A 14,848-nucleotide genomic window follows, 5' to 3' on the forward strand; every position below is an offset into this window, starting at 1 on the left:
GCCCGGATCGCCGTGAGGCGGCCGGTACGGTATGGCCGAGCGCGGTGTGCGTCATGGACGCGGCACCGGACCCGACGGGAACCTCCGGAAAAGGGAGAGGCTGGAACTGACTATGGAAGAGCCGCGTCGCCTCGGCGGCCGGTACGAGCTGGGCTCGGTGCTCGGCCGCGGCGGCATGGCCGAGGTCTACCTCGCCCATGACACCCGTCTCGGTCGCACCGTCGCTGTGAAGACGCTGCGGGCGGACCTCGCTCGTGACCCGTCGTTCCAGGCCCGGTTCCGCCGGGAGGCCCAGTCGGCCGCCTCGCTCAACCATCCCGCGATCGTCGCGGTCTACGACACCGGCGAGGACTACGTCGACGGGGTCTCGATCCCGTACATCGTCATGGAGTACGTGGACGGCTCCACGTTGCGCGAGCTGCTGCACTCCGGGCGCAAGCTGCTGCCCGAGCGCTCACTGGAGATGACCGTCGGCATCCTCCAGGCGCTGGAGTACTCGCACCGCAACGGCATCGTCCACCGCGACATCAAGCCGGCGAACGTGATGCTCACGCGCACCGGCCAGGTCAAGGTCATGGACTTCGGCATCGCCCGCGCGATGGGCGACTCCGGCATGACCATGACGCAGACCGCGGCGGTCATCGGCACCGCGCAGTACCTCTCGCCCGAGCAGGCCAAGGGCGAGGCCGTGGACGCGCGCTCCGACCTGTACTCCACCGGCTGCCTGCTGTACGAACTGCTGACCGTACGACCGCCGTTCGTCGGCGACTCGCCGGTCGCGGTCGCCTACCAGCACGTCCGCGAGGACCCGCAGCCGCCCAGCGTCTACGACCCCGAGGTCACGCCCGAGATGGACGCGATCGTCCTGAAGGCGCTGACCAAGGACCCCGACTACCGCTACCAGAGCGCCGACGAGATGCGCGCCGACATCGAGGCCTACCTCGACGGCCAGCCGGTCGGCGCCACCGCCGCGATGGGCGCGGTCGGCTACGGCTACGCGGGCGGCGGGTACGGCGACGGCGCCGCGACCACCGCGCTGCCCGCGCAGGACGGCGGCCCGAAGACCTCGATGCTGCCGCCGATGCGCGACGACGACGGGGGCTACGGCTACGACGACGACCGGCAGGGCAGGCGGCGCCAGCAGAAGAAGAACCACACCTCGACGGTGCTGCTGGCGGTCGCCGCGGTGCTGGTGCTGATCGGTGCCATCTTCATCGGCAAGTCGCTCTTCTCCGGCTCCGCCAACGACGGCATCAACGCGCCCAACCTCACCGGCGAGACGATGGCCCAGGCCAGGACGTCGGTGTCCAACGTGGGCCTGAAGGTGGCCGAGGGCGGCACCGACTACTGCGACCAGGACAAGGGCAAGATCTGCTCGCAGAACCCGTCGCCTGACTCCTCGGTCTCCAAGGGCGCGACGATCACGGTGACCGTCTCCAAGGGCGCCAAGCCGATCGCGATCCCCGACGAGTCGGGCCAGAACGTCGACACGGCCAAGCAGGACCTCCAGTCCAAGGGCTTCACCAACATCCAGACCAAGGCGGACGACGGCAACTCGGGCAAGCCCGCCAACACCGTGGTCTCCCAGGACCCGACGGCCGGCACCGACGTCGCCAAGGACGCCAAGATCACGCTGACCTACGCGGCCGCGCCGCAGCAGCAGACGGTGCCCAACGTGGTCGGCAACCAGTTCGACGCGGCCAAGCAGCAGCTGACCAGCCTGGGCTTCCAGGTCGTGGAGTCCGACGCGCAGTCCAACCAGCCGTCCGGCCAGGTCATCGCCCAGTCCCCGGGCGCCAACTCCCAGGCGAACGACGGCGCGACGATCACCCTGACGGTCTCCAAGGGCGGCCAGCAGAGCACCCTGCCCAGCGACATCGTGGGCAAGAAGCTCAGCGACGTGCAGTCGGAGCTGTCCGGGCTCAACCTCAGCATCCAGACCTCCGGCCCGAACGACGGCAAGGCCATCGTCGTCGGCAGCAACCCGCAGCCGGGCAGCCAGGTCACCCAGGGCCAGACCGTCACGTTGCAGACCATGGACAACCCGGCCGGTGGCAACGGCGGGAATGGCTGGAACGGCGACGGTGGTGATGACGGGGGTGTCATCGGGGGCGGCCTCGGGTGACGAACTGAGCTGACGCTCGGCCCACCCCGTGCCGCCGGAATCCGCCCGGCACCGCAGCACACGAGAAGGGGCCGTCGGCGGGAGTACTCCTCCCGCCGACGGCCCCTTCTCCGTACCCGCCGTTCACGCGCCTTGGCCGTACGTGCCGTTCACGCGCCGTGCGGCTCAGCGCAGTTCGGGGGGCGGGGTGCGCTTGGCGTCGACCTTCTCGGTGCGCACCAGCTTGCCCCAGACCACGTACCGGTACAGCGAGGTGTAGACCGGTGTGCAGGTGGTCAGCGTGATGTAGCGGCCCGGCGCCTTCACGCCGGACTCCTTGGGGATCTGGTCGATCACGTGGACGTCGTACTTCGAGGTCTGCGGCAGGATCGCGTAGACCCGGTAGACGAACCAGGTGTCCCGGTCCTCGAAGACGATCGGGTCGCCCTTCTTGATCTTGTCGATGTTGTGGAACTTGGCGCCGTGCCCGTCCCGGTGCGCGGCGACCGCGAAGTTGCCGGTCGTGTCCCACGGCATCGCGGCCTTCGCCGGGTCGGTGTAGTACCCCGCCACGCCCTCGTTGAGCACCGGGACCGAGGTGCCCTTCTTGACCAGCACCTCGTAGCCCTTGCCCATCGCGGGCACGTGCAGGAAGCCGATGCCGGCCCCGGTGTCGAGCGGTCCCGGACTGCCGTCCGGCTGCTTCGCCCAGCTCTGCCGCACCTTGGCGGCCTCGTGCTGCTCCTGGCGGTCGGCGACGACGTTCGTCCACCACAGCGAGTAGACGACGAAGAGCGCGAGGACCAGGCCGACGGTGATCAGGACCTCGCCGAAGACGCTTATCGCGAAGCCGATCCTGCCGCGTGTCCGGGCGCGGGGCAGCCGCACCGCGTTCCCCGCCCCCTCGTCCCTGGCGTCCTCGGTGCCCTTGTCGTGCTCGGTGGTCGCCACCGGTCACCTCGTTCTGTTGTTGTCCTGCGTGCTCAGCCGCCTTGCAGTGCCGCGGGGGTTCCCTGGCTGCGCGGTTGCTCGGCGACCATCTTTCCCCACACGATCATCCGGAACTCACTGGTGAACTCCGGTGTGCAGGTGGTCAGGGTGATGTAGCGGCCCGGCTTGGTGAAGCCGGAGCCCGGCGGCACCGGCTCGATGACGCTGACGTTCGTCGGCGAGGTCTGCGGCAGCGCGCTGGTGATCTGGTACGTGTAGTACATCCCGCGGGTCTCGACCACGACCTTGTCGCCGGGGACCAGCTTGTTGATGTAACGGAACGGCTCACCATGGGTGTTGCGGTGACCGGCGAGCGCGAAGTTGCCGGTCTTGGCCCACGGCATCGCGGTCTCCTGGGCGCCGTCGTAGTGCCCGACCTCGCCCTTGTCCAGGATCTTGGTCTTGTCCACGCCCTCGGCGATCGGCGCCTTCACGTCCAGCTTGGGGATGTAGATGATCGCGAAGACCGTGCCCGAAGGGAACTTGTCCGGCTCGCCCGCGTCGGACGAGGCCGTGCTCTGGCTCCACTGGCTCTGCAGGTGCTTCGTGGCGCTGCCCGCCGCCTCGTGGGCGAGGACGTTGGTGTACCAGAGCTGGTAGACGACGAACAGCAGCATCAACACCCCGATGGTGATGAAGAGTTCGCCGGTGACGCGGCTGGCGACGACGAGCGGGCTCTCCTTGGCGGCCCGGGCCGCCCGGCGGGCCTCCAGACGGGAGGCGGGCCTCGGGGGGCCGTCCTGGGGTGATGCGGGGTGCTCGGAGTGCTGCTCAGGGCGGTCCGCGGTGACCGGGCGCCTGCGGCCGCCGTGCTTCGCCGCCTTGCGGCGCTCGGCGCGACCACCGGGGGGCGGTGCCACGGGAGTTGGCGTCGCGGGCGCCGATGTCGCGGGGGCGGGCGCGGGAACGGGGACGGCCGCCGGGGGCGTCGAGTCCGCCTCGAAGCGCGGGAGTTCGGCGGTCGCGTCGGGGGCTGGGGCCGGGGTGCGTACGGGGGCGGGCTCGGGGGGCGCCTGCGGCTCCGGCGCGTACGTCTCGTACGCGGGCGGCGCCGGGGGGTGCTGCGCCTGTTCCCGCGCCTGGCCCTGCGCCTGGCCCTGCGGCGGTACGGGCCTGCGGGGGCGCTGCGGACGGGCCTGCGCGCCGGGCTGCTGCTGCGGGGCGAACCACGGACTGCCCTGGGATATCCCGCTGTTGGCGGCGGGCGCGGCAGGGGCGGGCGCGGGCGCGGGTGCGGCCGGGCGCGGTGCCTGGCGGCCGGGCAGCGGATCGCTCAGCGGGTCGGCGAGCTGGTCGACGGCGGCCGCGAACTCGGCGGTGTCCTCGTACGACGGCGGGCCCGCCGCACCCCCCGGCTCCGGCCGCACCGCGGTCACGCCGTGGTCCCGCCGACCACCGGCGCCAGCCCCGCCGATCGTTCGACGGCGCCGGTGTCGCCGCAGACGGCGAGCCAGTTGGCGAGCATCCGGTGACCCCACTCGGTGAGCACCGACTCCGGGTGGAACTGCACGCCCTCGACCGGCAGGTCACGGTGTCTCAGCCCCATCACCACGCCGTCGCCCGGGCCGGTGCCGGTCCACGCGGTGACTTCCAACTCCGGCGGCACGGTGGCCGGTTCGACCGCGAGCGAGTGGTAGCGCGTCGCGGTGTACGGCGAGGGGAGCCCGGCGAAGACGCCGCAGCCCGCGTGCGAGACCCGGGAGGTCTTTCCGTGCAGCAGCTCGGGGGCACGGTCGACCACGCCGCCGTAGGCCACCGCGATCGACTGGAGGCCCAGGCAGACGCCGAAGACCGGCACCCCGGCCTCGGCGCAGTGCCGGACCATCTCGACGCAGACCCCGGCCTCTTCGGGGGTGCCGGGTCCGGGCGAGAGCAGCACTCCGTCGAAGCCCGACGTCGCGTGGTCGAGGGTGACCTCGTCGTTGCGCAGCACCTCGCACTCGGCGCCGAGCTGGTAGAGGTACTGGACCAGGTTGAACACGAAGCTGTCGTAGTTGTCGACGACGAGGATCCGTGCGTGCGTCGTACTCATCAGCCCGCGCTGCCTCCGCCGTTCACCGTCACGTCGTTGAACGGAAGGAGCGGCTCCGCCCAGGGGAACACCCACTGGAACAGGACGAAGACGATCGCCACGGCGAGTACGAGCGAGATCAGCGCCTTCGCCCACACGTTGCCCGGCAGATGCCGCCAGATCCAGCCGTACATTCGGTGCCTTCCTTCCGGTTCCGCACCAGAGTAAGGGGAGACGGGGGGCACGGGTGGGCCACCCGGGCAAAGCTCTCGGCATCCCTTGACCAACCGGCCGGATTCGCGGTCCGGGCGGCCCGGCGGCCTCCCGTCAGCTCGCGGGCTGCGCGTAGTGCAGGCCCACCGTTCCGGTGTAGCCGGGCAGCGTGGTGCGCTGGTCCGCGACGGACTTCCAGCCCAGTCCGTACGCGGTCACGTACTGCCGGTAGTTGATGATCGACGGGTCGGCGTCGAGCGCGCTGCGAAGTCTGTTCTGGTCACCCACAGCGGTGATGACATAGGGCGGCGAGTAGACGCGGCCCTGGAGGATCAGGGTGTTGCCGACGCAGCGGACCGCGCTGGTGGAGATCAGCCGCTGGTCCATCACCTTGATCCCCTGGGCGCCGCCCCGCCACAGCGCGTTGACGACCGCCTGGAGGTCCTGCTGGTGCACGACGAGGTCGTCGGGCTGCGGCTCGGGGACGCCGGGGATGCGGGCGGTGGCGTTGGGCGGCGCGTCGTTCAGCGTGACGGTCAGGCCGGGGCCGGTCAGCGCGGTGAGGCCGGCCGCCTGCTCCAGGGCCTGGGTGCGGCGCTGGTCGGCGGTGCTCTGCCCGCCCTCGCGGTGCGCCAGCCCGTCGACCTGGGAGTGCAGCGCCGCCAACTGCCGGTCGAGGTCGGCGTTCTGCTGGCTCTTGGACTGGATCAGGTCCGAGGTGCGCTGGAGGGTGGCGTCACTGCGGATGTTGGTGCCGTGCGAGGTGTCGTAGCTGGTCCAGAAGATCACTCCGGCGAGGGCGAACACCGCGGCGGAGAGTACTTTGGGAAGTACCGAACGGCGAGCGGGGCCGCCGGGGCCACCTGCTCGGGTGCCTCCCGGATTGCTCATGGGACCCTTATCTCCTTCGCACCCGCGGAAGCACTACGCTAACGGACGCCCGGGGGCGGCGCCGCCGCGCTCCCGCCCGGCGACAGACATCAGATTCCGCCCTGCGCGTCCCGCAGCGCATCGACAGGAGAGTCCCTCGTGCCGAAGTCACGGATCCGCAAGAAGGCCGACTTCACCCCGCCGCCCCAGAAGGGCACCGCGATCAAACTGCACAGCGGGCGCGGCTGGGTGGCCCCCCTGATGCTGGCGCTGTTCCTGATCGGCCTGGCCTGGATCGTCATCTTCTACGTGACCACCGGCAGCTACCCGGTCGAGGCGATCGGCAACTGGAACATCGTGATCGGGTTCGGCTTCATCGCGGGCGGGTTCGTCGTCTCGACGCAGTGGAAGTAGCCCACGCGGTGGGCGGGGCCCCGGAACGGGGCAGGACACGGGCCTGAGGCGACCGCCTCGGGCCCGTGGCGTCCCGCGCGCGTCGGGCCACGGGGCGCCCGTGCCCACGGTGGCCGCGTCGCGAGCCGCCCTGGCCGTCAACCTTCCGCCTCACTTGTCCACAGAGTTATCCACAGGGACATCCACAGTGGGGAAAAGGTCGGAAGATCTGTGGATAACCTCCACGGCGTTGACGCCGGTGTGATCGGTCGTACACGGTGATCTTGCTGGGCAAACAAGGGTTCGGACCGGCGCCCCGCCGTTGCCCACACCGTGCACAGGGCCCCGCACGGTCTGTGGATAAGTCGTACGAACGAGGGGATGGCCTGCCCGGGCGCCCCCATCCGGGGGAACGAGCGGGTCAGCCGTTGATGCGGAAACCGGCGGTCAGCCGTTGATGCGGACCATGCCCGCGTAGACCACGCCGATGATCACCGCGAGCATGACCACGCAGGTCGCCCACTGCACCACGTCCCGGCGCTCGCGCGGCGCGTGCACCATCCCGTAGCCGACCACCGCGCCGGTGACCAGCCCGCCGATGTGCGCCCGCCAGTCGATGCCGCTCATGGTGAAGGTGAAGACCAGGTTGAGCACGATCAGGATGGCGATCGGCCGCAGGTCCGCCTTGACCCGCCGCATCAGCACGAAGAGCGCGCCCAGCAGGCCGAAGATCGCACCGGACGCCCCGAGGCCGAGCTCGTTGGAGGGCGCCAGCAGGAACGACAGCGCGCTGCCGCCGAGCCCCGCGAGCAGGTAGACCGCCAGGTAGCGCAGACGGCCGAGCGCGGCCTCGACCGGCGGGCCGATCCACCACAGGGACAGCATGTTCAGCGCGATGTGCGGCACCTGCTGGTGCAGGAAGACCGCGGTCAGCAGCCGGTACCACTGGCCGTCGGCGATGCCGACGACGTGGCCCGACGCCGGGTCGTACGCCTTGCCGATCAGCCCGAGGTCGGTCACCAGGGCGTTGCCGTACGCCTGTACGGCGAGGAAGACGGCCACGTTGATCCCGATGAGGATCATGGTGACCAGGCGCGGGTTGGTGGCCACCGAGCCGCCTGCGATGGTGCGCGGCTGGACCCGCACCTGGGCGCGCCGGGTGTCGGCCACGCACTCGGGGCACTGGAAGCCGACCGAGGCGCTGACCATGCACTCCGGGCATATCGGCCGGTCGCAGCGGGAGCAGCGCACACCGGTCTCGCGCTCCGGATGCCGGTAGCAGCAGACCGCCTGTTCCATGGCTCCTCTTCCCCGCTTCCCCGCGTTTCCTGCGATGTCCCGGTGACGAACGTCGCCCCGCCCGTCATACGGACGGGCGGGGCTGTGAAGTTCCCGTGGCCGCCCTTTCGGGTGGCCTGCGGCGTCAGCGGGTCTCGATCACGACCGACTGGATGACCACGTCGTTGACCGGACGGTCGGTGCGCGGGTTGGTCTGGGTGGTCGCGATGGTGTCCACGACCTTCTGGCTCGCCTCGTCGGCGACCTCGCCGAAGATGGTGTGCTTGCCGGTCAGCCAGGTGGTGGGCGAGACCGTGACGAAGAACTGCGAGCCGTTGGTGCCCGGGCCGGCGTTGGCCATCGCGAGCAGGTAGGGCTTGTTGAAGGCGAGGTCCGGGTGGAACTCGTCGGCGAACTTGTAGCCCGGGCCGCCGGTGCCGTTGCCCAGCGGGTCGCCGCCCTGGATCATGAACCCCTCGATGACCCGGTGGAAGACCGTGCCGTCGTACAGACGCGCGTTGGTCTTCTGACCGGTGTTCGGGTCGATCCACTCGCGCTCGCCGTTGGCGAGCTCGACGAAGTTCTTCACCGTCTTGGGGGCGTGGTCCGGCAGGAGCCGGACGACGATGTCCCCCTGGTTGGTCTTGAGGGTGGCGTAGAGCTGCTCGGCCACGGCGTACCTTCCATAGACTTCACTGACAACCACGAATCCTCGCACGTCCCGGCCCCGCTCCGGCGAACCGGTGGCGGCCGCCCGCGACACACGCCGTGCCCCGGATGCCCGAGCACGCATGCCGTAACGAGGGCGAACAGGCATGATCTCTATTCGGGCGGAAAGGCGAAAAGCCAGTACGCCACCGTCGTACGCCACCGAGGAGGAGGTACTCGTGACCCGCACAGACAGCGCGCGCCACGCAGCCGCGACGACGAAGGAAAGCGTGCGGCACGCTGCGGAGGTGGTGGCACCCTACGTCGGTACGGCGAAGGACACCGCCGCCCACTATGCCGACGAGGCCCGGCGCAGGATCAGCCCCAAGGTCGCGGCGGCCGCGGGCCAGGCGAAGGACACGGCACTGGCGCAGTACGACAGCTACGTCGCCCCGCGCGTGGCGCAGGCCAAGGACGCGGTGCCGCCCAAGGTGGCGGCGACCACCGCGACCGCAGCCCGGCGCACCCGTGCCGCCGCCCAGCAAGCCGCGCAGCAGGCCGCCGACTACACCGCGCCCCGCGTGAACCAGGCCGTCGACTCGGCCCGGTCCGCCGCGGAGCCGGTGCGCGAGGAGGCCGTCGCCCGTGCCGGGGCCGCGCTCGCCGCACTGCGCGGGCAGGTGTCGGCCGCCGAGGTCGAGAAGCTGGTCAGGAAGCACCAGCGGCGCGGCCGGGTCGGCCGGTTCGCCAAGCGGACGCTGGTGCTGGGCGCGCTGGCCGGTGCCGGGTTCGCCGCCTGGCGCTGGTGGAGCAAGCAGACCAACCCGGACTGGCTGGTCGAGGCACCGTCCGCGACCGAGCCGCTGGAGGACGAGGCGCGTTCCGTGCCCGGCGACACGGAGCTGGACCCGGAGGTGCGCCGCAAGCAGGCCGAGGAGGCCGCCCACCGCGCGGAGGGCGGCGAGGACTGAGTCCTCGGCGTCCTCGGCCTCCGGGTTCGCGTAGGACGACGGCGTGGGGTGCGGGGCCTGTCCGGTCCCGCACCCTCGCGCTGTCCTGCGTGCCGTATCCCGCCCTCGCGCTGTCCTGCGTGCCCTGCTCGCCCCGCCTAGTGCCGGCCGCGGCCCTGTGACGCCGCGTGCTCGGACGTGCGGGCAGGCGCCCGGCCCGGCCCAGCGTGGGTCTGCGGTCCCTGGTCCTGATCGACGTCCTCGATGACCGCCGGCACGCCACGTAGGGCGAAGAGCGCCGCGACCGCGCCCAGCAGGAGCAGCGCCGCACCGGCGAGGGTCGTCACGTGGACCGCGTGGGTGAACGCCAGCTTCGCGCCCGCCACGAACGACCGCCCCGCCTGCCCCGGCAGCGTCGCGCCCGCCTGCACCCCGCCGCTGACCGACTCCCGCGCGAGGTGCGCGGCGGAGACCGGAAGGCGCGCGGGCAGCGTCAGACCGCCGCGGTAGACGGCGGACAGTACGGAGCCCAGGACCGCGATGCCCAGCGCGCCCCCGAGTTCCTGCGCGGTCTCCGAGACGGCGGCGGCCGCGCCCGTACGGTCCCTGGGCGCCGCGGCGAGCACGGTGTCCGAGGTGACGGCGATGGTGAGGATGATCCCGCAGCCGTTGACGACCACGACCGGCAGGAACGCCCAGTAGTCGGAGTGCGGCGTCATCGTGCCGAGCCCCGCGGTGCTGACCGCCATCAGGAACAGGCCGATCGCCACCACTCGGGCCCGCCCGATCCGCGGCACCAGCACGGCCGCCAGCGGCGCCGCGGCCACGGCGGACAGCGGTCCCGGCAACAGCGCCAGGCTCGCCACCAGCGGGGACCAGCCGCGTACGGTCTGGAAGTAGAGCGAGAAGGCGAGCGACAGCGTCGAGGACGCGAACATCGTCACCGTCGTCGAGCCGACCGCGCCGCTGAACGCCGGATTACGGAAGAGCCGCAGGTCCAGCAGGGGTTCCTCGAGCCGTGCCTGCCGCCGTACGAAGACCGTGAGCGCGGCCAGCCCGACGGCTCCGGCGAGCCAGGCGGAGGTGACGTGGGCGCCGTTCACGCCGAGCGTCTTGATCGCGTAGATCAGCCCCAGCAGCCCGACCACCGACAACGGCACGCTCAACCGGTCCAGTCTGCCCGGCCGGGGGTTGCGCGACTCGGGCAGCACGACCGCGCCGACGAGCACCACGAGCGCCATGACGGGCACGTTGATCAGGAAGACCGATCCCCACCAGAAGTGGTCGAGCAGCAGGCCGCCGACGACCGGCCCGAGCGCGAAGCTCGCGGCGCCGGTACCGCCGCTGATCCCGATCGCCATGGTGCGTTCCTTCGGATCGGTGAAGGCGTTGCGCACCAGGGAGAGCGTCGAGGGCAGGACCATCGCCCCGGCCGCCCCGAGCAGCACACGGGCCGCGATGAGCGTCGCGGCACCGGAGGCGTAGGCGGTGGCCAGCGACGCGGCGCCGAACGCGGTGGCGCCCAGCAGCAGCATCCGTTTGCGCCCGAAGCGGTCACCGAGGTTGCCCATGAGCACCATCAGGCCGGCCATCGCGAAGCCGTAGCTGTCGGCGATCCAGAGAAGTTGGGTGGCGGACGGGTCGAGGGCCTTGACCAGTGACGGGATGGCGTAGTTCAGGACGCTGTTGTCGATCCCGAGCAGCATGCCGGCGACGCAGCACACGGCCAGCGTGGCCCACCGCGTCCTGGCGCCGGGCGACGCGCCGCCCGGTTCGTTCTTCTCGCGTGTCTCGTTCGTCGTCATGCGGGCCAGCGTGCGAGCCCCCGCTGACCGCGCCCGCACCGTCCGCTGACGGGAGCTGACGGGGGGCTGACGGGTGTGATGGGGGGGGCCGACTGGTGGCGCGGGATGACGGACGGCCGACCGGGGGCGCGGGATGACGGACAGCCGACGGATGCCGGGGCGGGCGGGGCGGTCTACGCGGCCCCGTCCGGCTCGGCCAGTCGTCGGCCCAGCGCCGCGTACGCACCGGCCGCGTCGAGCCCCGCGCCCCGGTCGTGGGCGGTCGCGTAGGCCTCCGCGCCCAGCGCCTCGCGCGTCGCGGCCTCGGTGACGGCGGCGTCGGGGCCCGCCACGACCTGCATGCCGCGCAGGGCACGGGCGATCCCCAGCAGTTCCGCCGCGCGTTCCGGGGCGCCGTCGAGCAGGGCCAGGTCGGCGGCGGCGTCCGCCACGGTGGCGGTGAACGGCCGGTTGCGGTCGGTCTGCGGAGCCCCGTAGGCCTCGCGGTAGCACGCCCTCGCACGGTCCCGCCGCCCACGCGCCGCGTGCAGGCGGCCACGGCAGACCAGGGTCTCGGTGCGGCTGACGTCGCCCGCGAACCACGCGGGCAGGCTCTCGGCCGCCGCCCGGTCGCACCAGCGGTCCGCCTCCTCCAGTTCGCCGCGCAGCCGGGCGGACTCGGCCAGCCCCAGGTGGGCCACGGCCAGGAACTCCGTGGTGCCGATCCGCCGGGCCAGGTCCGCGGCGGCCCGGAAGTCCGCGCACGCGGCGTCGTGATCGAGCGCCCGCAGTCGGCAGTGCCCGCGATGGCACAGCAGATCAGCCCTGCTCTCGACCGCCTCCAGCTCGTCGGCGAGCGCCATCGCCTCGTCGATCAGCCGTACCGCGCGCGGCAGTTCGCCGCGTACGGACAGAAACGACGCGAGATGGCTGCTGGCCAGCGCCTCGCCCCAACGATCTCCGAGTTCACGGAACTTGTCACGCGCGAGCGTGAACTCCCTTTCCACGACGTCGGCGTGGCCCAGCACCATCCAGTTCTGGTAGGCGACACCGATGTGGTTGAGCGCCTGGAACCAGGGGTCGGTCTCCATGAGCGCGAGTGCCGCCTCCTGACGGACGTAGGTCTCCTCGTCCGGCACCCCCGCGAACGGCGCCCACAGCAGGAACATCACGGGATACCGCACGGGGCCGCGTTCCACGGTCACCCGCACGGACTTCAGGTGCTCGGCCAGTTCCCGCTGGTCGGCCACGTCCGGCGCCGCGGTCATGACGCACAGCGCGAACTCCTCCTCCAGCCCCTCCGGCGCTCGCGGCCCCACCGCCGTCACCAACTGCCTTGCCGGAACGGCGCCTTCGTACCGTGAACCGCGCAGCAGCCAGTACGTCGAGAGCGCGGCGACCAGCCGCATGCCGGTCGCCGTGTCACCGTCCGCGACGCAGCGGTGCAGCGCGGCGTGGAGGTTGTCGTGGTCGCCCGACAGCCGCCGGAGCCAGTCGAGTTGTCCGGCCCGCCGCAGCCGCGGTTCCGCGGTGACCGCCAGGTCCAGGAAGTACGCGGCGTGCCGCCGGCGCGCCGCGGCGGTCCCGTGGGCCTCGGCGAGCCGCTCGGCGCCGTAGGAGCGGATGGTCTCCAGCATCCGGTAACGCGCCTCGCCACCGCCGTCCGGCTGATGGGCCACCACCAACGACTTGTCCACCAGCGAGTCGACGAGGTCCAGCACGTCCCCGGGGTCGATCGGTTCACCGGAAACGGCACCGGGGGGAGCGCCGTCGCGGGCCCCCTGCGCCGGGTCCGCGCAGACCGCCTCCGCCGCCTCCAGCGTCCAGCCGCCCGCGAAGACCGAGGCGCGACTCAGCATCACGCGTTCCGGCCCGGTCAGCAGGTCCCAGCTCCAGTCGATGACACCTCGCAGGGTGCGCTGCCTGGGCTGGGCGGTGCGGCTGCCCCGGGACAGCAGCCGGAACATCTCGGAGGACCGCAGAGGGGGCCCGGACTCCACCTCGGGCGGCGGGCCGAGCCGGTCGGCGATCTCACCGGCGGACAGCGACCGCAGCCGGGCGGCGGCCAGTTCGAGGGCGAGCGGCTGTCCGTCGAGCGCGGCGCAGATCCGCAGCACCGCTTCGCGCTCGTCGTCCAGCGAGAACGTGGGCCGTACCGCGGCGGCGCGTTCCACGAAGAGCCGCACCGCGGGGAAGTCGGCCACCCCGTCCGTCGCGGCGCCGAGCGGCGGAAGCGCCAACGGGGGTACGGGACAGAGGGTTTCACCGGTGATACCGAAGGCCTCCCGGCTCGTGGCCAGGATCCTGAGCGAAGGGCACCGGGTGAGCAGGGTCTCGACGAGCCCGGCGGCGGCCTCGATGAGGTGCTCGCAGTTGTCCAGCACGAGCAGCGCCGGCCGCTCCGCGAGCGCGGCCGCCAGTCGGCTCACGGGATCCTGTGCGGGGCCGTTCGGGGTGAGCAGCCCCACCTCGCGCAGGCCCAGCGCCCCCAGCAGCGCCTGCGGCAGGTCGACGCCGTCGGTGACCCCGGCCAGCGGCACGAAGCACACCTCGCCGTCGAACCGGCCTGCGGCCTCGATCGACAATCGCGTCTTGCCCGCGCCGCCGGGACCGGTCAGCGTGACGAGCCGGGAGCCATGCAAACGCCCCGCGATGAGCGCGAGTTCGCTCTCGCGCCCCACGAAGCTGGTCAGCTGAGCGGGGAGCGCTGTTTCACGTGAAACACCCGGATGGGTCGCGGTCGGGCGGGTCGATGTTTCACGTGAAACACGTCCCGCACTCCCCTCGGAGGTCTCCCCTCGCAACACCGCGAGGTGCGCGGCGGCCAGCTCCTCCCCCGGATCGACCCCCAGGCTCTCCGCCAACGTCTCCCGGGCGGTCTCGTAGACGGCCAGGGCGTCCGCCTGCCGCCCGTCGGCGGCCAGCGCACGCATCAGCTGCGCCGTCAGCCGCTCCCGCAGCGGATGTGCGGCGACCAGCTCCCGCAGTTCCGCCACGAGGTCGCGATGCCCGCCGAGCGCCAGATCGGCCGCCACCCGGTCCTCCACCGCACCCAGCCGCAGTTCCTCCAGCCGGACCACCTGCGCCGCGGCGAACGGCGCCTCCCCGACGTCCGCGAGCGCGTCCCCGCGCCAGAGCCCCAGCGCCTCGCGCAGCAGCGCGGCGGCCCGCGCCGCCTCCCCGGCCGCCAGCGCCTCACGCCCCTGCCCGGCGAGCCGCTCGAACCGGTGCACGTCGACCTCGTCGCGATCGACGGCCAGCCGGTAGCCACCCGGCCGGTTCTCGATCGCTTCCCCCAACGCGGCCCGCAGCCGCGACACCTGGGACTGAAGGGCGTTGCCGACCCCGGCGGGCGGCTCGTCCCCGTAGATCCCGTCGATCAGCCGCTGCGTCGCGACGACCCGCCCGGCGTCCAGCAGCAGCATCGCGAGCAGAGCGCGCCGCCCGTACCCCCCGACAGCCACCCCCCGCCCATCAGCCCGCCGAGCCCACGTCCCCCCGAGAATCCCAAATCGCACACAGCCGATTCTTCCCCACCGCCCAGGGCCCCCGCAGGCCCGCGGCCACGGGATTCACCGGTGCCCGCGCCGCCGGAACTCCTTCGCGA

At 72.2% G+C, this 14,848-nt stretch carries 12 protein-coding genes; 3 read left to right on the plus strand and 9 right to left on the minus strand.

What is annotated here, in order from left to right; translation table 11 throughout:
• Window positions 1–112: 112 nt before the first annotated feature.
• A complete protein-coding gene (gene pknB, locus K7472_RS25170) occupies window positions 113–2,125 on the plus strand; it encodes a Stk1 family PASTA domain-containing Ser/Thr kinase (RefSeq protein ID WP_222980837.1) in 2,013 nt (670 codons plus the stop codon).
• Between the two features lie 165 nt (window positions 2,126–2,290).
• Here the strand turns inward: pknB and K7472_RS25175 are convergent, their stop codons facing one another.
• The 5 genes from K7472_RS25175 to K7472_RS25195 form a co-directional block, all read right to left on the minus strand.
• Window positions 2,291–3,055 carry a class E sortase gene (locus K7472_RS25175; protein WP_222980838.1) on the minus strand — a complete coding sequence of 255 codons (765 nt, stop codon included), beginning with the start codon at window positions 3,053–3,055 and terminating at the stop codon, window positions 2,291–2,293.
• A gap of 32 nt (window positions 3,056–3,087) precedes the next feature.
• Window positions 3,088–4,470, minus strand: coding sequence for a class E sortase (locus K7472_RS25180; protein ID WP_222980839.1), 1,383 nt, complete (start codon window positions 4,468–4,470; stop codon window positions 3,088–3,090).
• Window positions 4,467–5,126, minus strand: a complete 660-nt coding sequence (locus tag K7472_RS25185) for an aminodeoxychorismate/anthranilate synthase component II (RefSeq protein WP_222980840.1) — start codon at window positions 5,124–5,126, stop codon at window positions 4,467–4,469. Before K7472_RS25185 ends, K7472_RS25180 begins: the two co-directional genes overlap by 4 nt.
• A complete protein-coding gene (locus K7472_RS25190; RefSeq protein ID WP_222980841.1) occupies window positions 5,126–5,299 on the minus strand; it encodes a hypothetical protein in 174 nt (57 codons plus the stop codon). Before K7472_RS25190 ends, K7472_RS25185 begins: the two co-directional genes overlap by 1 nt.
• Window positions 5,300–5,432: 133 nt before the next feature.
• Window positions 5,433–6,209 carry a DUF881 domain-containing protein gene (locus K7472_RS25195; protein WP_222980842.1) on the minus strand — a complete coding sequence of 259 codons (777 nt, stop codon included), beginning with the start codon at window positions 6,207–6,209 and terminating at the stop codon, window positions 5,433–5,435.
• Between the two features lie 138 nt (window positions 6,210–6,347).
• Here K7472_RS25195 and crgA point away from each other — a divergent pair, with 138 nt between their 5' ends.
• Complete coding sequence (gene crgA, locus K7472_RS25200) at window positions 6,348–6,602, plus strand: cell division protein CrgA (protein WP_222980843.1); 255 nt, start codon at window positions 6,348–6,350, stop codon at window positions 6,600–6,602.
• A gap of 426 nt (window positions 6,603–7,028) precedes the next feature.
• Here the strand turns inward: crgA and K7472_RS25205 are convergent, their stop codons facing one another.
• Window positions 7,029–7,880 carry a rhomboid family intramembrane serine protease gene (locus K7472_RS25205; RefSeq protein ID WP_222980844.1) on the minus strand — a complete coding sequence of 284 codons (852 nt, stop codon included), beginning with the start codon at window positions 7,878–7,880 and terminating at the stop codon, window positions 7,029–7,031.
• 124 nt (window positions 7,881–8,004) lie between these two features.
• Window positions 8,005–8,532: a peptidylprolyl isomerase gene (locus tag K7472_RS25210; protein WP_222980845.1), complete on the minus strand. Its 528-nt coding sequence runs from the start codon at window positions 8,530–8,532 to the stop codon at window positions 8,005–8,007.
• Between the two features lie 214 nt (window positions 8,533–8,746).
• Between K7472_RS25210 and K7472_RS25215 the strand changes: the two genes are divergently transcribed.
• The gene (locus tag K7472_RS25215; protein WP_222980846.1) at window positions 8,747–9,478 is read left to right on the plus strand and encodes a DUF5324 family protein; all 732 of its coding nucleotides are present in this window, start codon (window positions 8,747–8,749) and stop codon (window positions 9,476–9,478) included.
• A gap of 137 nt (window positions 9,479–9,615) precedes the next feature.
• On the opposite strand, the gene K7472_RS25220 is transcribed toward K7472_RS25215, so the two are convergent.
• Together K7472_RS25220 and K7472_RS25225 are read right to left on the minus strand one after the other, a co-directional pair.
• Window positions 9,616–11,262 carry an MFS transporter gene (locus K7472_RS25220; protein WP_222980847.1) on the minus strand — a complete coding sequence of 549 codons (1,647 nt, stop codon included), beginning with the start codon at window positions 11,260–11,262 and terminating at the stop codon, window positions 9,616–9,618.
• Window positions 11,263–11,435: 173 nt separating this feature from the next.
• Window positions 11,436–14,705 carry an AfsR/SARP family transcriptional regulator gene (locus K7472_RS25225; RefSeq protein ID WP_308014078.1) on the minus strand — a complete coding sequence of 1,090 codons (3,270 nt, stop codon included), beginning with the start codon at window positions 14,703–14,705 and terminating at the stop codon, window positions 11,436–11,438.
• Between the last annotated feature and the right edge of the window lie 143 nt (window positions 14,706–14,848).

The sequence above is a fragment of the Streptantibioticus parmotrematis genome (genome assembly GCF_019890615.1).
GTDB lineage: Bacteria > Actinomycetota > Actinomycetes > Streptomycetales > Streptomycetaceae > Streptantibioticus_D > Streptantibioticus_D parmotrematis.

What these genes read in the sequence shown, in the direction of transcription:
- pknB (WP_222980837.1), top strand. Translation starts at nt 113, where the DNA reads ATGGAAGAGCCGCGTCGCCTCGGCGGCCGGTACGAGCTGGGCTCGGTG.
- K7472_RS25185 (WP_222980840.1), bottom strand. Translation starts at nt 5,126, where the DNA reads ATGAGTACGACGCACGCACGGATCCTCGTCGTCGACAACTACGACAGC.
- K7472_RS25190 (WP_222980841.1), bottom strand. Translation starts at nt 5,299, where the DNA reads ATGTACGGCTGGATCTGGCGGCATCTGCCGGGCAACGTGTGGGCGAAG.
- K7472_RS25195 (WP_222980842.1), bottom strand. Translation starts at nt 6,209, where the DNA reads ATGAGCAATCCGGGAGGCACCCGAGCAGGTGGCCCCGGCGGCCCCGCT.
- K7472_RS25205 (WP_222980844.1), bottom strand. Translation starts at nt 7,880, where the DNA reads ATGGAACAGGCGGTCTGCTGCTACCGGCATCCGGAGCGCGAGACCGGT.
- K7472_RS25220 (WP_222980847.1), bottom strand. Translation starts at nt 11,262, where the DNA reads ATGACGACGAACGAGACACGCGAGAAGAACGAACCGGGCGGCGCGTCG.